At 64.1% G+C, this 19,861-nt stretch carries 16 protein-coding genes; 7 read left to right on the forward strand and 9 right to left on the reverse strand.

All coding sequences use genetic code 11. From position 1 onward, the window contains the following. Positions 1-217 precede the first annotated feature (217 nt). Complete coding sequence (locus R5R73_RS01070; protein WP_322528503.1) at positions 218-2,305, forward strand: OPT family oligopeptide transporter; 2,088 nt, start codon at positions 218-220, stop codon at positions 2,303-2,305. A gap of 8 nt (positions 2,306-2,313) precedes the next feature. On the opposite strand, the gene R5R73_RS01075 is transcribed toward R5R73_RS01070, so the two are convergent. Continuing rightward, a complete protein-coding gene (locus R5R73_RS01075; RefSeq protein WP_322528504.1) occupies positions 2,314-3,195 on the reverse strand; it encodes an SMP-30/gluconolactonase/LRE family protein in 882 nt (293 codons plus the stop codon). Between the two features lie 196 nt (positions 3,196-3,391). On the opposite strand from R5R73_RS01075, the gene R5R73_RS01080 reads away from it, so the two are divergent. Together R5R73_RS01080 and R5R73_RS01085 are read left to right on the forward strand one after the other, a co-directional pair. Then, a complete protein-coding gene (locus R5R73_RS01080; RefSeq protein ID WP_322528505.1) occupies positions 3,392-4,306 on the forward strand; it encodes a sugar nucleotide-binding protein in 915 nt (304 codons plus the stop codon). Next, on the forward strand, positions 4,303-5,061 hold the full coding sequence (locus tag R5R73_RS01085; protein ID WP_322528506.1) for a lysophospholipid acyltransferase family protein: 759 nt from the start codon (positions 4,303-4,305) through the stop codon (positions 5,059-5,061). Before R5R73_RS01080 ends, R5R73_RS01085 begins: the two co-directional genes overlap by 4 nt. Before the next feature lie 86 nt (positions 5,062-5,147). Here the strand turns inward: R5R73_RS01085 and fabB are convergent, their stop codons facing one another. Both fabB and fabA read right to left on the reverse strand, forming a co-directional pair. Beyond that, positions 5,148-6,365, reverse strand: coding sequence for a beta-ketoacyl-ACP synthase I (gene fabB / locus R5R73_RS01090; protein ID WP_322528507.1), 1,218 nt, complete (start codon positions 6,363-6,365; stop codon positions 5,148-5,150). A 13-nt stretch (positions 6,366-6,378) separates the two neighbouring features. Beyond that, positions 6,379-6,894 carry a 3-hydroxyacyl-[acyl-carrier-protein] dehydratase FabA gene (fabA, locus tag R5R73_RS01095; RefSeq protein ID WP_303856118.1) on the reverse strand — a complete coding sequence of 172 codons (516 nt, stop codon included), beginning with the start codon at positions 6,892-6,894 and terminating at the stop codon, positions 6,379-6,381. A 234-nt stretch (positions 6,895-7,128) separates the two neighbouring features. Here fabA and R5R73_RS01100 point away from each other — a divergent pair, with 234 nt between their 5' ends. Next, positions 7,129-8,964 (forward strand): putative bifunctional diguanylate cyclase/phosphodiesterase, encoded by a 1,836-nt coding sequence (locus R5R73_RS01100; RefSeq protein ID WP_322528508.1) that lies wholly within the window; start codon positions 7,129-7,131, stop codon positions 8,962-8,964. Positions 8,965-9,065: 101 nt separating this feature from the next. Here the strand turns inward: R5R73_RS01100 and phrB are convergent, their stop codons facing one another. The 3 genes from phrB to R5R73_RS01115 all read right to left on the reverse strand — a co-directional run bounded on the left by phrB (position 9,066) and on the right by R5R73_RS01115 (position 12,360). Continuing rightward, positions 9,066-10,502 carry a deoxyribodipyrimidine photo-lyase gene (phrB, locus tag R5R73_RS01105; protein WP_322528509.1) on the reverse strand — a complete coding sequence of 479 codons (1,437 nt, stop codon included), beginning with the start codon at positions 10,500-10,502 and terminating at the stop codon, positions 9,066-9,068. Between the two features lie 197 nt (positions 10,503-10,699). Further along, entirely contained in the window at positions 10,700-11,617 is a 918-nt protein-coding gene (locus R5R73_RS01110; RefSeq protein ID WP_322528510.1) for a MerR family transcriptional regulator, read from the reverse strand. 347 nt (positions 11,618-11,964) lie between these two features. Then, a complete protein-coding gene (locus tag R5R73_RS01115) occupies positions 11,965-12,360 on the reverse strand; it encodes a CbiX/SirB N-terminal domain-containing protein (RefSeq protein WP_322528511.1) in 396 nt (131 codons plus the stop codon). Positions 12,361-12,502: 142 nt separating this feature from the next. Here R5R73_RS01115 and R5R73_RS01120 point away from each other — a divergent pair, with 142 nt between their 5' ends. Continuing rightward, entirely contained in the window at positions 12,503-13,408 is a 906-nt protein-coding gene (locus tag R5R73_RS01120; protein WP_322528512.1) for a TIGR01777 family oxidoreductase, read from the forward strand. Positions 13,409-13,456: 48 nt separating this feature from the next. On the opposite strand, the gene rapA is transcribed toward R5R73_RS01120, so the two are convergent. Further along, the gene (gene rapA, locus R5R73_RS01125; protein WP_322528513.1) at positions 13,457-16,441 is read right to left on the reverse strand and encodes an RNA polymerase-associated protein RapA; all 2,985 of its coding nucleotides are present in this window, start codon (positions 16,439-16,441) and stop codon (positions 13,457-13,459) included. A gap of 185 nt (positions 16,442-16,626) precedes the next feature. On the opposite strand from rapA, the gene R5R73_RS01130 reads away from it, so the two are divergent. Continuing rightward, complete coding sequence (locus R5R73_RS01130) at positions 16,627-16,851, forward strand: hypothetical protein (RefSeq protein ID WP_322528514.1); 225 nt, start codon at positions 16,627-16,629, stop codon at positions 16,849-16,851. A gap of 112 nt (positions 16,852-16,963) precedes the next feature. Then, a complete protein-coding gene (locus R5R73_RS01135) occupies positions 16,964-17,491 on the forward strand; it encodes a sterol desaturase family protein (RefSeq protein WP_322528515.1) in 528 nt (175 codons plus the stop codon). Here the strand turns inward: R5R73_RS01135 and crtB are convergent. Together crtB and R5R73_RS01145 are read right to left on the reverse strand one after the other, a co-directional pair. Continuing rightward, a complete protein-coding gene (crtB, locus tag R5R73_RS01140) occupies positions 17,430-18,359 on the reverse strand; it encodes a 15-cis-phytoene synthase CrtB (RefSeq protein ID WP_322528516.1) in 930 nt (309 codons plus the stop codon). The two genes, R5R73_RS01135 and crtB, sit on opposite strands and share 62 nt — an antisense overlap. Next, positions 18,356-19,852: a phytoene desaturase gene (locus R5R73_RS01145; RefSeq protein ID WP_322528517.1), complete on the reverse strand. Its 1,497-nt coding sequence runs from the start codon at positions 19,850-19,852 to the stop codon at positions 18,356-18,358. Before R5R73_RS01145 ends, crtB begins: the two co-directional genes overlap by 4 nt. Between the last annotated feature and the right edge of the window lie 9 nt (positions 19,853-19,861).

Here is a 19,861-nt window from a genome sequence, read left to right on the forward strand (position 1 = left end):
GGCCGGCCTCGACGCCAGCCCCGGGGGACCCTAGAATACCGATCGCTATCGATAGTCATCTAACGATTTGCCTGTGTTCTCCATTCCATACCGCGACGGTTCCATGCCGTAAGGTTCCATGCCGTAAGGTTCCATGCCGTAAGGTTCCATGCCGTGATGTCATCCCGCCGCGACAGGCGTGCTGTTTCACGTCGTTCCCTATACCAAGAGTGTCGTCATGCCACAACGCATTCCAGATGAAGCTCGTCTTCCCGAGTTGACGCTGCGAGGCATCATTCTCGGTGCCATCATTACGCTGTTGTTTACTGCATCGAACGTCTATCTCGGCCTCAAGGTCGGGCTGACATTTGCCTCGGCGATTCCTGCTGCGGTGATCTCGATGGCGGTGTTGCGACGTGTGGCCGGTGCCAACAAGCTCGAGAACAACATGGTCCAGACCCAGGCCTCCGCGGCGGGAACGCTGTCGGCGATCATCTTCGTATTGCCGGGCCTGCTGATGATCGGCTACTGGCAAGGGTTTCCGTTCTGGCAAACCACGGCGATCTGCGCCATCGGCGGCATCCTCGGGGTGCTCTACACGATTCCGCTGCGCCGGGTGATGGTGGTGCAGAGTGATCTTCCCTATCCCGAAGGCATCGCCGCGGCCGAGATCCTCGAAGTCGGTAGCCGCGATTCGCGGCCTCAAAAGGCGGAGCGTAGCGCCGAAGATGGCGATCACCATGACGTCGTGGACGATGAGGGGCCGGGAGCTCGAGACATCCTGCTGGGTGGCATCGTTGCGGCAGTGTTTTCGATCGCCAGTGGCGGACTGCGGATATTGGCGGACAGCGTCAGCGTCTGGTTCTCGGCCGGACGCGCGGCATTTCAGCTCTCTACCGGATTTTCGCTGGCGCTGGTCGGTGCAGGCTATCTGGTCGGGATCGTGGGTGGCGTGGCGATACTGATCGGTACGCTGATCGCCTGGGGCGTCGCGGTGCCCTGGCTGACCAGTATCACCCCACCGGAAGCCGGGCAGTCGTTGGCCGATGCCGGTATGGCGCTATGGTCGGACAAGGTGCGTTTCATCGGCGCCGGCACCATCGGCATCGCGGCGGTGTGGACCCTGGCAACGCTGTTCAAGCCAATGGTGATCGGCATTCGTACGTCGTTCGGGGCGATGCGAGGGGATCATGGTGACTTCAGCGAACAGCCGCGCACCGAACGTGACCTGCCGGCGGCGATCATCATGCCACTCACCGGCTTGCTATTACTGCTGCTGACCGCGGTATTCGCGATCTTTCTGCATGATGCGGCACCGGAGTTGGCCGACGGTGCGTTCTGGACGCTGACGCTGGGCAGTGTGCTGTTCGCCGGCGTGTTCGGCTTTCTGATCGCGGCAGCCTGCGGTTACATGGCGGGTCTGGTGGGCTCTTCGAGCAGTCCGATTTCAGGGATCGGCATCGTGGCGGTGATTCTGGTATCGCTGCTGCTGCTCGGTTTTACCGCTGTCAGCGACGCCTTCGATGCGCTGGATCCCGAGGTCGCGCGAATGCTGCCTACCGCGTTGGCACTGTTCGTGACCTCCGTCATTCTTGCCGTGGCCGCAATCTCCAACGACAACCTGCAGGATCTCAAGACGGGATATCTGGTCGGTGCCACCCCCTGGCGGCAGCAGGCGGCACTGATCATCGGCTGCCTGGTGGGCGCGGCGGTGATTCCGCCAGTGCTGTCGCTGCTCTACAACGCCTATGGATTCGTGGGGGCAATGCCGAAAGACGGCATGGATCCGTCCCAGGCGCTGGCAGCGCCGCAGGCATCGCTGATGACCGCCATCGTGCGCGGGGTGTTCTCCCACGATCTGGAGTGGACGATGATCCTCATCGGTCTGGCCATCGGTGTCGTGCTGATCGCCGTCGACGAGTGGCTGCGCAAGCGTGGTGGGATAGCGCGATTGCCGGTACTGGCCGTGGGCATCGGCATCTATCTGCCGCCGAGCGTCAACATGCCGCTGGTGATCGGTGCTGTTCTCGCCTGGGCGATAGATCGCCGTCTGCGCGCCCGTGCACTGGCACGCGGCGAAGACATCGAGCGCGCCTCGGCGCGGCCTCGCCAGCGCGGCGTGTTGCTCGCCTCCGGCATGATCGTCGGCGAGAGCCTGGTGGGCGTGCTGATGGCCGGTATCATTGGGTTGAGTGGAGTACCGGCACCGTTGGCGCTGGTCGGCGACGGCTTCGCCGACACCGCCCGATGGCTGGGGCTGATTGTGTTCGTTGCCGTGTGCTTCGGCTTCTACCGGCGGGTGCTGGCGAAACCGAGCGTGGCGTGACGGCCGGCTCAGAGCGTCGAGTCGTTGGGCATGACCACAGGCGTGGTCGCGAGGCCGCCGATCTCGACATCGACCTCGAACAGCGCACCGGCCAGTGGTTCGTCGTCGCATCCTGTGGCTGCCGAAGTGACGAAGAGACGATCCAGCGCATCGCCGCCGAAGATGCAGGAGGTAGGGCGGGAAACCGGGAGCGTGACTTCGCGATCGAGCGAGCCATCGGCGTGATAACGGGCAATGCGGCCGCCATCCCACAGGGCGATCCATAACCCGCCTTCGCGATCGCAGGTCATGCCATCCGGATAGCCGGCGCCCTCCGGCAGGCGAATATGCTCGCGGCGGTTCGACAGCTCGCCGTCTTCGTCGAGATCGAAGGCGAAGACGATCTGGCGCGCACTGTCGTTGTGATAAAGTGTGCGACCGTCGGGGCTGATGGCGGGTCCGTTGGTCACGTGGTATTCGCTGTCCATCTCGACCAGCCCGCGGCTATCGAGGCGGAACAGGAAGCCGTGAATCTCGGCTTCGGCATTATCCATGGAGCCGAACCACAGCCGGCCGTGGGCATCGCTGTTGGCATCATTGAGGCGATCGCCGTCCGGCAGCCATTTGATGGGTGTGAGTCTCTTGCCGATACGAGGGCCATCGGCATTGAGGTCGAGTTCAGCCACGCCGGAATGCAAGCCGGCAACGAAGCCGCCGTCCTCGCGGGGCAGCAGCCAGCAGCAGGCTTCTTCGAGATCCCAGCTCTGGCGCTCGCCATTGTCGGGATGGTAGGCATGCAGCCTGGCTTGCCGGATGTCGACGAACAGCAGAGCCTGAAGGCTATCGGACCAGATGGGGCCTTCGCCGAGTTCGGCGCCGACCTCCCATGCCACAGTGACGTCCTTGTTCATGATGACCCTCCATGGACTAGCGAAGTGTACCGGTATCGATGTCCGTCAATATCAATGTCTGTCACTATCGATACCCTGATTATCAGTGCTTCCGTTGTCGCGGCTGTCATTATCATAGTGCCGGTACCGACAATGGAAATATGATTCTCCCAATGAGTAAGGATTCCAAAGCGATGATACGTGTCGAGGTGCCATCGTGAAGTGTCTGGTGTTGCAAGCAGAGCACTGTCTGAGTCTGGCGCTGCGCGATGTGGCTGTGCAGCGTAGCGACATCGAATATTTGCCGGCACCGGAGCTGGTGGATGCCGATGTGCTGGCCACGATCGGTCCGGATGCCGTGATCGTTCCGCCGCTGGCGGATCCTGGTCGCTGCGAACCGGCGGTGGTCTATGCCCACGCCAGTCAGGTCGAAGCGCTGCTCGAAGCGTGCCAGGCTCGCCGGATTCCGCTGATCTGGTGCGTCTCGGACACGCTCTACGAGGATGGGGCGGAAGGCCCGATCGACGAGGACGTTCTGCCACGGCCGCGGGATGAGGCGTTGCGCCGACTGATCTCGGTCGGCGAGCACGTGCGCCGTCATCCCCAGCATCTGATCCTGCGCCTGGGGCCGCTGTTCGGGCTCGAAGGCGAAGGGGCCTGGTTGAGCGAACTGATCGAATCGCTGATGCGCGGCGAGTCGGTGCGTGCGGCCCAGGATCTGGTGCTCTGCCCGACATCGGTGACAGCCGTCGCGCGCGCGCTGACGGGCGTGCTGCTGCAGCTCGATAGCGGTGCCGGCGCCTGGGGCACCTATCATCTCTGCGGCACGGAACCCGTCAGCGTGTTCACTTTCTGCTCTGTGGTCCGGACGCAGCTGGCGACACGCCTCGAAGGCGTCGGGGCCTCACCGGCGCCGGGTGAGTTGCTGGCGCTCAATCAACACCACGACACGCCGCTGCGACGCGTGCTCAACTGTCGTCGGCTGCTCGATTTCTTCGGTATTCATCAGAAGTCCTGGCGGGTGGAGCTGGGGCTGATGCTGGATGCCTGGTGCCAGCAGCACTATCCCGATCGTGATGAGGCCGAAAACGGCAGCCGAGACAGTCGCAAAAGGGAAACGTCCCGCGCATGAAAGCCTTTCGTAGTGTGATCTTCTATATCGGTTATTTCCTGGCGATCCTCGTCTCCGGCCTGCTGATGTTGCCCATCGGTTTCGCCCTGCCGACCCGCTCGCGGTTCCGTCTGTTCAATTGGCATAACCGTTTCATCATCAGATGGCTCTCCTTGACCTGCGGCATTCGCTACCACATTCGTGGCCGTGAGCGGGTTCCCGAGGGGCCCTGCGTGGTACTGGCCAATCATCAGAGCGAATGGGAAACGGTTTATCTGCAGCTGCTCAAGACACCGATCTGCACCGTGCTCAAGAAGGAACTGCTCGAGATTCCGCTATTCGGCTGGGGGGTGCGTCTACTGCGGCCGATCCCGCTGGATCGCTCGAAGCCGTCGGCCGCCATGCGCCAGGTGCTTTCTCATGGCAAGCAGCGTCTGGAAGAAGGGTTGTCGGTACTGATCTTCCCCGAAGGGACGCGCGTACCGCCGGGACAGCGACGTCGCTTCAACAAGAGCGGTGCGGTGATCGCGTGTCGTACCGGCGTTCCGGTGCTGCCCGTCGCTCACAATGCCGGCGAGCGCTGGGGCCGTCATTGGGTCAAGCAGCCTGGCGTGCTCAATGTGGTCGTGGGCGAGCCGATCGAGACTGTCGGCCGCAGCCCCGAAGAGGTGATGGCGGAGCTGGAAGCCTGGATCGAGCGCACCCTCGACGAGATATCCGAAGTGCCACGTCCACCGCTGCCGGAGAAAGCACCGCCAACGGAGCTGCCGTCCTGACCCGATTCGCTGGGATGGATGGAAAGCGAGCCAAAAAAAGGCGCCCCGCGGGGCGCCTTTTGCATTGGCGACGATGACGCCAGCGATCAGCTTTCGAAGCGATCCAGTACCAGACAGGCGTTGGTGCCACCGAAGCCGAAGCTGTTGGACAGCACGCGCTTGACGTCGACATCGTCACGACGCTGGCGAACGATGTCGAAACCGTTGGCCTGCTCGTCGAGCGTATCGATGTTGGCCGATGCGCAGATGAACCGGTTCTGCATCATCAGCAGCGAGTAGATCGCTTCCTGTACGCCGGTCGCGCCCAGCGAGTGGCCCGTCAGCGACTTGGTCGAGCTCATTGCCGGCGTGGTGTCGCCGAATACCTCACGGATGGCCTTGAGTTCGGCCACGTCGCCTACCGGCGTCGAGGTGCCGTGGGTATTGATGTAGTCGACCTTGCCTTCCAGTCCTGCGAGCGCCTGGCGCATGCAGCGTGCCGCGCCTTCGCCGGAAGGGGCGACCATGTCGTGCCCGTCGGACGTCGCGCCGTAGCCCGTGATCTCGGCGTAGATCTTGGCGCCGCGAGCCTTGGCGTGTTCGAGCTCTTCGATCACCAGCATGCCGCCGCCACCGGCGATGATGAAGCCGTCACGATCCACGTCGTAGGGGCGCGAAGCCTTCTCCGGCGTGTCGTTGTAGTGAGTGGTCAGCGCGCCCATGGCGTCGAACAGGCAGGACAGCGTCCAGTGCTCTTCCTCGCCGCCACCGGCGAAGACCACGTCCTGCTTGCCCATCTGGATCTGTTCCACGGCACTGCCGATGCAGTGGGCCGAGGTGGCGCAGGCAGAGGAGATCGAGTAGTTGACGCCCTTGATCTTGAACGGCGTCGACAGGCAGGCCGAGACCGTGCTGCCCATGGTACGGGTCACGCGGTACGGGCCGACACGGCGCAGGCCTTTTTCCCGCATCACGTCGGCGGCTTCGACCTGATTGGCGCTGGAGGCACCGCCGGAGCCTGCGATCAGGCCGGTACGCGGGTTGGAAATGTCGCTGGCCTCGAGCCCGGCATCGTCGACCGCCTGCTGCATGGCGATATAGGCGTAGGCGGCTGCATCGCCCATGAAGCGCAATTGCTTGCGATCGACCAGAGATTCGATGTCGATATCGACGACACCGGCAACCTGGCTGCGAAAGCCAAGTTCGGCATATTCCGGCTTGAAGCGAATGCCGGAGCGCCCCTGGCGCAGAGAGTCGAGCACCTGTTGGGCGTCGTTGCCCAGGCAGGAAACGATGCCCAGGCCGGTGACTACCACTCGTTTCATGGAAGCCTCCCGCTCAGAATTTCTCAGTATTGGTGAACAGGCCGACACGCAAGTCCTTGGCCTCGTAGATGGCCTGACCGTCGACCGACAGCGTGCCATCGGCGATGCCCAGCACCAGGCGCCGGGTGATCACACGCTTGATCTCGATATGGTACGTAACCTGGCCCGCGCTCGGCAGGATCTGCCCGGAGAACTTGACCTCGCCACAGCCCAGGGCGCGGCCGCGGCCGGGGTTGCCCAGCCAGCCGAGGTGGAAGCCGACCAGCTGCCACATGGCATCCAGGCCGAGGCAGCCGGGCATCACCGGGTCGCCAGGAAAATGACACTGGAAGAACCACAGGTCCGGATGGATATCCAGCTCGGCGATGATTTCGCCCTTCTGGTATTTGCCGCCTTCCTCGTTGATCTGCGTGATGCGGTCGAGCATCAGCATGTTGGGAGCGGGCAGTTGGGCGTTACCGGGGCCGAACAGTTCCCCCCGGCTGCATTTCAGCAGATCGTCTTGGCTGAAAGAGTGCTGTCTGGTCACTGGATCGTTCCGAGAATCGAAAATAGAGTTTGCCTCGTCGTCTGCAAGGCGCGGCCAGTCTAATGGCTGCGCGCGCTGATTGCACGCCAGCCAAAGCCTAGTCTTGTGCTACCTATGGCGCAATGATCGGAGTGAAGCTTGCCCTGGCGAATGCCCCCGGGGCATGATGCGGGCGGAAATGGGAGGCTCTGCAATAGCCGCCAGTCAAACGATGACGACGACAAACGACAATCTATGTGGCCTTTCTTTACGCTGAATCGACCGCTGGTCTGGTTGGCCCTGGCGGCTCTGGCTGCCGCCAGCGTGCTGCCCATACTGGGGCTGAGGCTGGCAGCGCTGGCGGTAGTGATCATCGGCATGCTCGATGGCTGGCGCCAGATCCGGCTCGAACATCAACGTCGCCGCCTCAGCGAGCACGCTCTCGAGCTTTCACAGGATGGCGTGATCATTACCAATACTGCCAATCGTATCGTGGCCGTCAATCCCGCCTTCACTCAGATCACCGGCTACACGCTGGAGGAAATCCGGGGCCATGATCCCTCCGTACTGTCGTCGGGGCGTCACGACAAGGCGTTCTACGACCTCTACTGGAAAACGCTGAAAAGCACTGGCCGCTGGGAAGGCGAAGTCTGGAACCAGCGCAAGTACGGCGACCAGTTCCCCGAATGGCTGCGGGTTCAGGCCTTTCAGGATCACAAGGGCCGGGTTTCCCATTATGTGGGGCTGTTCACCGATATCAGCCGGCACAAGGCACGAGAGCAGGATCTGAGTCGTATCGGGTTCGAGGATCCGCTGACCGGCTTGCCCAATCGGCGACGTCTGCACGACCTGCTGGCGTCTCGCTTGCAGCATCTGCGCGCCGGAGAAGGGCTGGACCTGGCGCTGATCGATATCGATGCCTTCAAGGCGATCAACGATAACCTGGGCGTCGAGAACGGAGACCGCCTGCTGTCACGCTTTGGCCAGCGCCTGGCCGATCACATCGTCGGTGGTGTCGTCGGACGGCTGGGCGGTGACGAATTCATGGTCATCCGCACCACGACATTCGACGACCATGAGCAATGGGTCGCGAGCCTGCGCGAGCAGCTGAGCGAGCCGTTCGAGATCGAGGAGAAGCCGCTGCATCTGGGGTTGACCATCGGCAGCTGCCGGGCGCCGGAAGATGGCACCGACCCCAACGTGCTGTTCCAGCGGCTCGAATCCGCGCTTTACAGCGCCAAACGCCACGGCAGCAATCATGATCGACGCTTTCGTCCTTCCCTGGAAGTCGAAACCGACCGCCATCTGACCATTCTCAACGAACTACGCCAGGCACTGGCCCATGGATCGCAGCTGGAAATCCATTACCAGACTCAGCACCGGCTGGACGATGGCAAAATGGTGGGGATGGAAGCATTGCTGCGCTGGCATCACCCCGAGCATGGCCTGATCCTGCCGAGCGAGTTCATTCCGCTGGCGGAACGCTATGGCCTGATGCCGGCGCTGGGAGGCTGGGTCATCGACCAGGCCGTGGCGCAACTGGCCACCTGGCGAGGGCTGGGGCTGGAAGTGGTGCCCATCTGGGTCAATCTCTCGGCGCTGCAACTGATCCAGGGCGATCTGGAGTCCCATCTGATCTCGACCCTGGCACAGTATCGAGTGCCGGCCCAACTGCTCGGCCTGGAGTTGACCGAATCGGTCTTGATCGACGAGCGTGCCGGCGATATCTCGTCACGTCTGGAGGCGCTGCGGCAGGAAGGTCTGCAGATCGCGATCGACGATTTCGGCACGGGCTATTCGTCGATGGCTTATCTCAAGCGTCTGCCGATCGACAAACTGAAACTGGATCGGGAGTTCATCCGGGCGTTGCCCCACGATCATGCCGACGCCGCGATCACCTCGGCGGTACTGGCAATGGCGCAGGGGTTGCACATGGATGTGATTGCCGAAGGCGTGGAAACCGCCGAGCAGCGGGACTTCCTGCTGGCCAGAGGATGCCGCCACGTACAGGGTTATCTCTATGCTCGGCCCCAGCCGGCCGACGAAGTGGAAAGTCGGCTGCGCGAGGCGGTGGCAAGCGCCCAGACCTGAAGCTGCCGCTCGCGTCGTGCCGCGAAAGCGTGCATGTCTTGCCCTCTTCGGCAAGGCGTCGACCGCGTGGTGGACTCCTGTGGGCATGAGCGAGACCGGCATCAACCCAGATTCTTGAATGCCTCCAGGGCCCGCGCTCTGGCGCGTCCATGGTCGACGATCGCTGGCGGATAGCCCGTTTGACGGCGCTGCTCCGCATTGGGCTGATGGCAGGATTTGGCCGGCAGGCCGGCGAGCTCCGGCAGCCAGCGGGCGATGAATTCGGCATCCGGGTCGAAACGCCGGGACTGGGTGGTCGGGTTGAATATCCGGAAGTAGGGGGCGGCATCGGTGCCGGTCGAGGCTGCCCACTGCCAGCCGCCGTTGTTCGACGCGAAATCGCCATCCACCAGATGCTGCATGAAGAAGGCTTCGCCGCGGCGCCAGTCGAGCAGCAGATGCTTGCTCAGGAACATGGCCGTCACCATGCGTAGCCGGTTGTGCATCCAGCCGGTCGCGACCAACTGGCGCATGGCGGCGTCGACGAGCGGGAATCCGGTGCGTCCTTCGCACCACGCGTCGAAATCCTTGTCGCTGTGGCGCCAGCTCAACCTGTCGGTTGCGAGCTTGAACGGGCGATGGCGACAGACGCGGGGAAAGCCGACGGCAATGTGCTGGTAGAACTCGCGCCAGATCAGCTCGTTGACCCAGCTCGTCAGACCGGCGTCGCCATCGCCGAGATGGCCGCCATTGTTGGCCATCACGGCCTGCAGGCACTGTCTGTGGGAAATCATCCCGGCCGAAAGGTAGGCGGAGAGTTCGCTGGTGCCGGCGATGGCCGGGAAGTCGCGATCATCCTTGTAACGGCGCGCCCGCCGTTGCAGGAAGCGGGACAGTCGGTCGGCGGCGGCCTCCTGACCTGCCGGCCAGGACGAATCCTCTGTGCTGGCGGAGCCGGAGAAGACCACGGCGGAGCGGTCCCGCTCGGGTAGCTCGGGAATCGGGTCGCTGGAAATCTCCAGCCGGGCCTGGCGTGGAGGCGTCTCACGCAACGCCAGCTGGTCTGCGCCGACGCGCTGATGCCAGGCCTTGGCAAACGGGGTGAAGACCTTGTAGTACTCGCCCTGGCCCGTCAGCAACTCGCCCGGCTCGAAGGCAATGGCATCGGTGTAGGCATGAGCCGCGAGCCCCACGCGGGCGAACGCCTCGGAGACCCTGGCGTCACGCTCCCGCTCATCCAGCGGGTACTCCCGGTTGAAATGCAGCGCTTGCGCCTCATAACGCCTGGCCGCCTCCAGCAGTGTCTCGGGCGCCGCGCCAAAGTCATCGATATCGCGGTAGAGCAGCGGGATACCGATTTCGGCCAGCGCCTCCTGCAGTGCGATGACGCCACGATGCAGAAACGAGATCTTGTTGGCGCCATGATCGTGGCTGCACCACTGGTGACGGCAGGCGAGATAGATGCCGATCACCGGACCCTTGCTGGCGGCTGCGCTCAATGCGGAGTGGTCGAGCGTTCTCAGATCGTTGCGAAACCAGACGAGTTGCGTGGGCGACATAGACACGTCCCTGTTACCGATGACTGGGCGACGCGTCCCTGCGTCGCGGGCTATTCACCCTGTTGCGCTGTCCGGCGGGCCTGACGCTCGCGCCGTGCATCCCTATCCAGGCCGGTCCGGCCATGTCCAAGACCGGTCAACCATGTTCAAGACCGGTCAGCCGTGGTCAAGACCGGTCAACCGTGGTCAAGACCGGTTCAACTGCCGGCTTCGATCGTCGCCCGCATTCGGCTCAACGCCTGGCTCATGTCCTCTCCCAGCACGGCGACCGAGGTGTTCTCGAAATCGCTGGCCCGGATACGGGCGACGGGCCCGACCAGGCATACCGGTGCCTGGGACTGTTCGGCAAGCCGCGGCAACTGGCGGCGAATGACATCGCTGCGCTCGGCGTGACTGCTGGCGAGCAGCAGCGCTTTGGCGCCGAGACGCTCGACGGCCAGCGGAAACTCGCTCAACGGCAGGTCGCCATCGATCAGCTGGACGCGATAGCCCGCGGCGGAAGCGGCCAGGCCCATCAACAGTGCCCAGAAACCGCTGCTGTCGTCCGGCAAGCGAGCGATCAATATCTCGCCCGCATTGCTCAACTGGTTGGCGTGGTAGATCCGGGTGCCGATCCGCGTACGCAGGAAGGTCTCCAGCACCCGGCGTTGGAGCGTGGCGCCGAACTGGTCGCCCCAGCGTTCTTCCAGCTGCGAGATGACGGGCTGCCAGAGCTCCGCGATACACAGGCTGACCGGATACAGCGACAGGCTCTGGTTGAACAGCATTTCCAGCCGGCCCGTGTCGAGAGACTCCACGGCATGGATCAGGTGCTGGCGCTGGCTGGCCCAGTCTCCCATCTGGGGTGCTGGCGTCTCGACCACTTCCGGCTGATCCAGAAGTTTCCGCACCTGACTGACCGGGACGCCCCGGTTGAGCCACTGCAGAATGCGCTCGACGCGCTCGATGTCGTCACGGCCGTAGAGCCGATGCCCCTTTGGCGTGCGCTGGGGGCGGATCAGGCCGTAGCGGCGCTCCCAGGCGCGCAGTGTGACGGAGTTGACTCCAGTGAGTCGCGATACTTCACGAATCGGGTAGAGCGGCGCGGCACTGGAATCCATTGCCTTGTAAGTCATGCAAGTCCTCCTGCGAGGTCTCTGCGTGCGCCGTCTCGTCGAATGGGGTAGTTCATGTCAATGTTGCGAGTCATCGCTACGAGCTTCGAAAGTGTCAGGGCATCGGTTGTGGCATTTGGTGCGGTTCGCACCGGTGTAACCTGCAAATAGTGCCCTGATGCCTTGTCGACGTCACCTCGGTTCGGCAACGATCGCTGGAAAGCGATGACTTCGACGAGTCGTGACGAGATACGTATTGCCATCTCGATGGTTCAAGGATGGGCGAATATATTGTACGTTTCAAGCGCCTTGTACAATATTTATGTAATACACAGTTCATGTAATACGAAATTCATGTAATACGCAATTCATCCAATATCTGGATAGCCTTGCTGAGCCTGGGCCTGCGATTCGACGATACTGGCGAGAGCGTCGACGAAAGCCGGGTGCTGGCCGACGGGATCCAGCAGGTGCAGCGAAACCGGATGTTGCCGAGCGATCTCCTCGAGCTGGCCGGGAACGTCTTCCCGCAGGTGCCGGCCCGCCGCGAAGAACAGCGGCAGGATCTCTATCCGCGAGATGCCTTGCGCTGTCAGTTCGGCCACCCGGGGCTCGAGTGAAGGCTCGCTCAACTCCGTGAAAGCGAGAACAACGGGCTTGCCGACGCTAGGCTGCAGGTTCTGCTCCAGCGTTTCGAACGGGGCACGCCAGCGAGCATCGCTGGAACCGTGGTGGGCCAGCAGAATCATGGCGGACTGTGTCATGCTGCTCCCTGAAAAGGGGTTGAATGCCGGGGGCGAAGTCGAGTTGTCACGCGACCATGGAAAGGACGCGCTGGGACGGCTCGCCGTCGGATGGCCAGACTCAACGCATTGTACAATATCCGTATAACTTGGAGCATCCATCATGCGTCTATTGATCACGGGCGGTACGGGATTCGTCGGACGTCGACTGGTCAAGCGGGCTCTGGCGGCCGGCCACGACGTCATGGTGATCTCTCGCGACCCGGAACGGGCTCGCCGGCAGTTGCCGCAGAGCGTGCGCATCGGTGACGATGCCATGGATTTTGCATCGTCTCTACCGGAGGCCATCGTCAATCTGGCCGGAGAACCGATTGCCGACCGTCGCTGGAGCGACCCGCAGAAGACCCGGCTGGTCGAATCGCGCCGCCACGCGACACGCGACGTCGTCGCGCTATGCGAGGAGCTGGCGCGGCGGGAACAGCCGCCGGAAGTGCTCGTCTCCGGCTCGGCCATGGGCTACTACGGCGATCAGGGCGATCGTGACGTGACCGAGGAGACGCCACCCCACGACGAATTCGCCCACCGCCTGTGCCAGGCCTGGGAGGCGGAGGCGCTCAAGGCCGAAGCTTTCGGGGTAAGGGTGGCCTGTCTGCGTACCGGGCTGGTGCTGGATGCCGGCGGCGGCACCCTGGCCAAGATGATGCCGGCGTTCAAGCTGGGGCTGGGCGGTCGCCTGGGGGATGGGCGCCAGTACATGCCGTGGATTCATCGGGAGGATCTGGTCGCCATGATCGAGTTTCTGCTCGAGAAAACCATGCTCAGCGGCCCGTTCAACGGCTCCGCGCCGCAACCGGTGACCAATGCCGAGTTCACCAGGGCGCTGGGACGACACCTGCATCGGCCGGCGGCGCTGTTCGTGCCCGCGCCGCTGCTGAAACTCGGACTGGGGGAGATGTCGCGCCTGCTTCTGACCGGCGCTTGCATGCGTCCCAGGCGCTTCCAGGAGGCCGGCTTCACCTTTCGCTATCCGACGCTGGACGACGCCCTGGCGGCAATCGTGTCGCATTGAGAGCGCCCGCGGCTTGCCGCGGACGCGGATCCTCGATGCGCTGGCGAACTAGCGTGCATCCTTGTCGACGGTGACGATCACGCGCACCGCGTCGAGGCGCAGCGACGCGCTTTCGATGGCGGTATCGAGGGCGCGGCGTTCGTCTTTCAGGGCCTGCAGCTCGTCGTCGCGAATAGCGCCGTTGTGCTGGGCAAGGGCCTTGAGACGCGACAGCTCCAGATCGAGCGTCTCCCGCATCTCCTGCTGAGCGCGTTCGACCAGCGACGGCAATTCGCGCTGGGCCTCCTGCTCGCCCTTCTTCAGCAGCTCGCGCAACGCGTCATGCCGGGATTTCAGCAGCTCGCGCGCGACGCCTTTCTTGACTCGCTGCAGGTTGCGGGAGAGCCCGCTGAAGGTGACCTTGTCCGACAGGTTGGCGCCGCTCTCGTCGAGCAGCACGCGAATGCCGGTATCCGGCAGGAAGCGGCCCAGTTGCAGCCGCTTGGGCGCCGGGCAGTGCGTGCGGAAGATCAGCTCCAGCATCAGCCGGCCGCCGGGAATGTTGGGATGCTTGAGCAGGGCGAGGGCGGTGTTGCCCAGGCTGGAGTCGAGAATGCGCTCCATCACCGTGGTCACCAGCGGATGCTCCCAGGAGAGACGCTGGATATCGTCACGCGCCAGCGCCTGGGTGCGCGAGTAGGTCACGGTGAACCCCTCGTCGCCCTGGGCCAGCCCCGGCAGGCTGTCGATCATGTGCGAGCCGGGCGTGAGATGCATCTGACCGTTGCCGAGATCCCGGCTATCGACGCCGAAGATGTCCAGCGCCTGATCGACGTAGCGGGGCAGGGCGCTGTCGTTGTCCTGCTCCACGATCGCGCTGATCACGGCATCCGCCCGCTCGGGGCGGCAGGCGTTCCACTCCAGCAGACGATTGCGGCCCGCTTCGCGCTCGGCCAGACGAGCGTCGTTGAAGGTGCGGGTCTCTGCGATCAGCGAATCAAGGCCGCTGTTTTCATCGAGAGAGTCGTCATCGAGAGAGCCGTCATCGCGATAGTCGTCATCGAGACTTTCACGCAGCGCATCGCCGAAAGCCTCGAGGACGTCGCCGCCCGCCGCGTGCGGTGCCTCGAACGCGGCGAGGCCATCGTGATACCAGCGCAGCAGCGTCGCGGTGGGGCTTTTCTCGATCACCGGCACGTGGATATCGATCGGGTGCAGCTGGCCGATACGATCGAGTCGCCCGATGCGCTGCTCGAGCAGATCGGGGTGCCAGGGCAGATCGAACATCACCAGATGATGACAGAACTGGAAGTTGCGCCCTTCGGAGCCGATTTCCGAGCAGATCAGTACCTGGCAGCCGCCATCGTCATCGGCAAAGGCGGCAGCTGCACGGTCGCGTTCGACCAGGCTCATCTCTTCGTGGAAGACCGGCGCCTGGATACCGGCGCGCACGCGCAGCGCCTCGGCCAGGTCCACGGCGGTCTGGCGCCAGTGGGCGATCACCAGCACCTTCTGCTGGTTGCCCAGTGCCTCGAGCTGGCCCATCAACCACTCGACGCGGGGATCGAAACGCCACCAGGGCGTGTCATGCTGGATCGCGGCATCGTGCAGGGCGCGATAGGCCGCCTCGGGATAGAGGCGGGCGTCGTGCGTGCTCAGGTCCGCGGCGGTCAGGCGGGCGGCGAAGTGATCGTTGCCCTGTCTGAGCTCCTCGAACTGATCCTGGTAGGCCGTCGGCATCGCCAGCGAGGCAACGTGCAGGTGGCGCTCGGGAAAGCCGCCGACATGACGGCGGCTGTTGCGGAACATGACCCGGCCGGTGCCGTGGCGATCCAGCAGCTGTTCGCGCAGCTGGCGGCGGGCGCTGTCGCGCTGGGCCTCGTCGCTTTCGGCGTCTAGCAGGGTGTCGAGCAGCGCGCGGCTGTCGCCGTCATCGATGATGGCGCCGAGACGGTCGCGTTCGGCGGCATCGCCCGGCAGCCGCTCGAGTGCTTCGATCGCTTCGGCCACGGCGGTATAGCTGGCTTCTTCTTCCCGGAAGCGTTCGAGATCGTGATAGCGGTCGGGGTCGAGCAGGCGCAGCCGGGCGAAGTGGCTCTCCAGACCCATCTGCTCCGGTGTCGCGGTCAGCAGCAGGAGACCGGCGATATGCTTCGACAGGCGTTCGATGCAGGCATAACCCGGGCCTTCTGCCTGTGGCGTCCAGTCGAGATGGTGCGCCTCGTCGACGATCAGCAGATCCCACTCGGCGCTCTCGGCCTGACGCTGACGATGCGGGTTGGCGAACAGCCACTCCTGGCTGGCCAGGATGCACTGGCCGCTGTCGAAGGGGTTGTCCTCGTCGAACGCTTCGCTCTGGGCTTCGTCCAGCAGCGTGACCGAGAGCGAGAAACGGCGCAGCAATTCGATCAGCCATTGGTGGGTCAGGCTGGCTGGCACCAGAATCAGCGCCCGGCTGGCGCGCCCGGTCAGCAGCAGGCGATGCAGGATCAGCCCGGCCTCGATGGTCTTGCCCAGGCCGACTTCGTCGGCCAGCAGAACGCGCGGGGCATGGCGCCGGGAGACTTCGTCGGCGATATAGAGCTGGTGCGGAATCAGATCGATGCGCGGCCCGGCCAGGCCCAGTGCGGGGCTACGGGCGATGCGCTGGTGGTGATGCAGCGAGCGATAGCGCAACTGGAACCAGTCGTTGCGGTCGACCTGGCCGGTCAGCAGACGATCCTGTGCCTGATGGAAGCGCATGTTGTCGGAGAGCCTGGCTTCGCTGAGCGACACGGATTCGCCGTCATCGGTCTGGCCGTGGTAGATCACGCAGCCATCGCGTTCTTCGATACGCTCGACGGTCAACTGGTCGCCGTCGGCGGTGTCGATGCGATCACCGGGGCCGAACACCACGCGGGTCAGCGGTGCCTGACGGGCGCTGTAGGTACGGGTTTCCTGACTGGCGGTGAACAGCACGGTGACGCTGCGTGCATCGACGGTGAGAATGGTGCCGAGTCCAAGCTCGGTTTCGCCGTCGCTGATCCAACGCTGGCCGGGAGAGAAGTCGCTCATGGTGCCTCGGTCGTGTGTACGCTGCGGGAACGGATCGAATGGGCGACGCATTCTAGCGTAAACCGCGTGCGGCCTTAAGCACTGAACGGTTCGGCGTGTTCCGGCATTGGCGTTACACTGCCTCGGCGTGGGTCCGGGCGTCGCGGACTCGGATACGGGCGCGAAGCACCTTACGAGGAGAGATTATGGCGGGGGCAGGGCCAAGAGACGGTCTGCGTCGGATCGCGATCGCCAGCCAGGCGATCGGATTCATTCTGATCATCACCCTGGAAACGGTGATGGGAGACGGTGCCAGGCCCTGGCAGGGGGTGACGCTGGCGCTGATGCTGGCGACCGCGGCCTGGCTGGCGCTGGTGCGACGTTATCGGCGTAACCGAAAGCAGCGCCGCAAGCGCGAAGACGACGATTGATGCCGCCGGCCAATGCCAGTCGATTCCTGACGGCCATCGATCGAACGTCGTCCATGGCATCCACGTTCGGATGCATTAAGCTTGGCCATATCCCCGCGCCCGGAGCGTGCCTGTGCTACTGAACAGCCTGATCCTGATATTGACCGTTGCGGGCATGGAGATCGCGGCGGCGCTGATCCATCGCTACGTCATGCACGGCTTTGGCTGGGGCTGGCATCGCTCGCATCACGAGCCGCACCAAAAACGGTTCGAGCTGAACGATCTCTACGCCGTGGTCTTCGCCGCCATCGCCATCGTGCTCATCGCACTGGGGACCCAAGGCGTCTGGCCGCTGCAGTGGATCGGTGCCGGCATGACCGCCTACGGGATGCTCTACTTCATCGTTCACGACGGGCTGGTGCACAAGCGCTGGCCGTTTCGCTACATCCCGCGGCGCGGCTATCTCCAGCGCCTTTACCAGGCCCACCGCCTTCATCATGCCGTCAAGGAGCGCGAGCACGGAATCTCCTTCGGCTTTCTCTATGCGCCGCCGACGGACAAGCTGAAGACGGAGCTGCGTCGCCGTCGGCCGTCTTCCGCTAGCGAGGGCGCTGCCAGAGATGCGCAGGCCGAGGATCGGGCCGCCGTCCGCGAGCGCTGATCGCCTGCCCCGCCCCGGCCAGCAACAGCCCGATCTTCTCCGCCTTGCCGGTGCCCTGACGTCGATCCCAGGCGTTTTTGCCAGCACCGGCGACCTTGACGCCGATCCGCCGATAGACGCCCCGCGCCGTGGCGATCGCCCAGGCCGAACGCAGCGGTAGAGCGGGCAGCCCGTCCCGCGCCGAGTCGTAGTAGGGCTCCGCCACGGCCACCAGCCGGCCGGCGAGCACGGCGAGCCGGTCGCGATGGCGCGGCGCCGTGATCTCATCGAGTGGTATGCCGACTTCGTCGAGCCAGGCCAGCGGCAGATAGCAGCGGCCGATCCGGGCGTCGTCGACGATATCCCTGGCGATGTTGGTGAGCTGGAAGGCGAGGCCCAGGTCGCAGGCGCGGTCCAGCACGGCTTCGTCTCGCACGCCCATGACACGCGCCATCATCAGCCCCACCACGCCCGCGACGTGATAGCAGTAGCGCAGCGTGTCCGACAGATGCGGATAGGTCTCACCGCGCACGTCCATGGCGTAGCCTTCCAGATGATCGAACGCCTGCGACTGGGGGATTTCGTGGGTCAGCGCGACTTCCTGAAACGCGGCAAAGGCCGGGTCTGACATGGACGCGCCGGCGTAGGCTTGCCGCGTGGCGGCTTTGAGTTGCGCCAGGCGCTGCTCGGGCGTATCGGTGTTCGCTCCGAGGTTCGTCTCGAAGCCCAGCGTCTGACCATCGATCACGTCATCGCAATGACGGCACCAGGCGTAAAGCATCAGCGCGGATCGCCGGGTGCGCGGCTCGAAGAGTTTCGAGGCGGTAGCGAAGCTCTTCGAGCCCACCGCCATGGTGCGGGTCGCGTGGTCGAGCAGCGCCTCGCTCATATTGGCGTCTCTCGCTTGCCCAGATCTTCGATCATCAGCCCGGCGGTCGCCTGGGCGGAGCCGATGACGCCGGGAATCCCCGCGCCAGGATGCGTGCCCGCGCCGACCAGGTAGAGATTGTCGATCTGGCTGTCGCGATTGTGGGGCCGAAACCAGGCGCTCTGGGTCAGGATCGGCTCGATCGAAAACGCCGAGCCCTGATAGGCATTCAGCGTATCGCGGAAATCGAACGGGGTGATGTGACGGTGGGTCACCAGTTGACTGCGCAGGCCCGGCATGTAGTTCGCTTCCAGATAATCGAAGATCCGCTCGCGCAGGCGAGGGCCCTCGATTTCCCAGTCGAGGTCGGCGGTGCCCAGGTGCGGGACCGGCGCCAGCACGTAGTAGGCGCCGCAGCCCGGTGGGGCGAGCGACGGGTCGGTGACGCAGGGCGCATGCAGATAGAGCGAGAAATCGTCGGCCAGCGCGTCCTTGTTGAAGATCTCGTCGATCAGCTCGCGATAGCGCGGCCCGAAGCAGACCGTGTGGTGCGCCAGTTGGGTGTGGTTGTGGTCGAGGCCGAAATAGAGCACGAACAGCGAATTGCTCATCCGCTTGCGCTTGAGGCTCGCGGTAGCCTTCATGCCGCGTGGGTGATGGCCGAGCAACGTCTCGTAGGTGTGGACGACATCGGCATTGGAGGCCACCGCACGCGCCCCGAGCCGGCGGCCGTCCGCGAGCGTGACTGCGCTGATGCGATCGCCTTGGGTCTCCAGCCGTTCGACCCTGGCGTCGAGCGCGAGCTCGCCGCCGATGTCCTCGAACAGCCTGACCATCGCGTTGACCAGCGCACCGGTGCCGCCGCGGGGAAACCACACGCCCCATTCGCGCTCGAGAGCATGGATCAGGGTATAGATCGACGAGGTCGAGAACGGATTGCCGCCCACCAGCAGCGAGTGGAACGAGAACGCCTGGCGCAGATGCTCGTCCTCGACGAAGCTCGACACCATGCTGTAGACGCTGCGCCACGCCTGCAATCGGGTGAGCTGCGGCGCGGCCTTGAGCATGTCGCGAAACGACAGGAACGGCTTGGCGCCGAGCTTGAGGTAGCCCTCCCGGAACACGTCGCGGGAATAGTCGAGAAAGCGCCGGTAGCCTTCCACGTCGCTCGGGTTGAGCCGGCGAATCTGCGCTTCCAGGTTCGCCTGGTCGTTGTCGTAGTCGAACACCTCCCCCGTTTCCCAGCAGAGCCGGTAGAAGGGCGTGACAGGCAACAGCTCCACGTAGTCGGAAAGCGACTTGCCGGCAAGCGTGAACAGCGACTCGATGGCGCTGGGGTCGGTGATCACCGTGGGGCCGGCGTCGAAGGTGAAGCCTTCGTCCTCGTAGACGTAGGCCCGCCCGCCGGGCTTGTCGCGGCTCTCCAGCAACAGCGTGGGAATACCCGCCGCCTGCAGGCGAATGGCAAGCGCCAGACCGCCGAAGCCGGCGCCGATCACGATCGTTTTCTTCATTGAAAAGCC

Source organism: Salinicola sp. LHM (genome assembly GCF_034479735.1).
GTDB classification, from domain to species: domain Bacteria; phylum Pseudomonadota; class Gammaproteobacteria; order Pseudomonadales; family Halomonadaceae; genus Salinicola; species Salinicola salarius.

Excerpts from the sequence above, each read along its gene's own strand:
- phrB (WP_322528509.1), bottom strand. The coding sequence starts at position 10,502 with ATGTCGCCCACGCAACTCGTCTGGTTTCGCAACGATCTGAGAACGCTC.
- R5R73_RS01085 (WP_322528506.1), top strand. The coding sequence starts at position 4,303 with ATGAAAGCCTTTCGTAGTGTGATCTTCTATATCGGTTATTTCCTGGCG.
- R5R73_RS01145 (WP_322528517.1), bottom strand. The coding sequence starts at position 19,852 with ATGAAGAAAACGATCGTGATCGGCGCCGGCTTCGGCGGTCTGGCGCTT.
- crtB (WP_322528516.1), bottom strand. The coding sequence starts at position 18,359 with ATGAGCGAGGCGCTGCTCGACCACGCGACCCGCACCATGGCGGTGGGC.
- fabB (WP_322528507.1), bottom strand. The coding sequence starts at position 6,365 with ATGAAACGAGTGGTAGTCACCGGCCTGGGCATCGTTTCCTGCCTGGGC.
- R5R73_RS01075 (WP_322528504.1), bottom strand. The coding sequence starts at position 3,195 with ATGAACAAGGACGTCACTGTGGCATGGGAGGTCGGCGCCGAACTCGGC.
- rapA (WP_322528513.1), bottom strand. The coding sequence starts at position 16,441 with ATGAGCGACTTCTCTCCCGGCCAGCGTTGGATCAGCGACGGCGAAACC.
- R5R73_RS01110 (WP_322528510.1), bottom strand. The coding sequence starts at position 11,617 with ATGACTTACAAGGCAATGGATTCCAGTGCCGCGCCGCTCTACCCGATT.
- R5R73_RS01070 (WP_322528503.1), top strand. The coding sequence starts at position 218 with ATGCCACAACGCATTCCAGATGAAGCTCGTCTTCCCGAGTTGACGCTG.
- R5R73_RS01130 (WP_322528514.1), top strand. The coding sequence starts at position 16,627 with ATGGCGGGGGCAGGGCCAAGAGACGGTCTGCGTCGGATCGCGATCGCC.
- R5R73_RS01100 (WP_322528508.1), top strand. The coding sequence starts at position 7,129 with ATGTGGCCTTTCTTTACGCTGAATCGACCGCTGGTCTGGTTGGCCCTG.
- R5R73_RS01115 (WP_322528511.1), bottom strand. The coding sequence starts at position 12,360 with ATGACACAGTCCGCCATGATTCTGCTGGCCCACCACGGTTCCAGCGAT.
- R5R73_RS01120 (WP_322528512.1), top strand. The coding sequence starts at position 12,503 with ATGCGTCTATTGATCACGGGCGGTACGGGATTCGTCGGACGTCGACTG.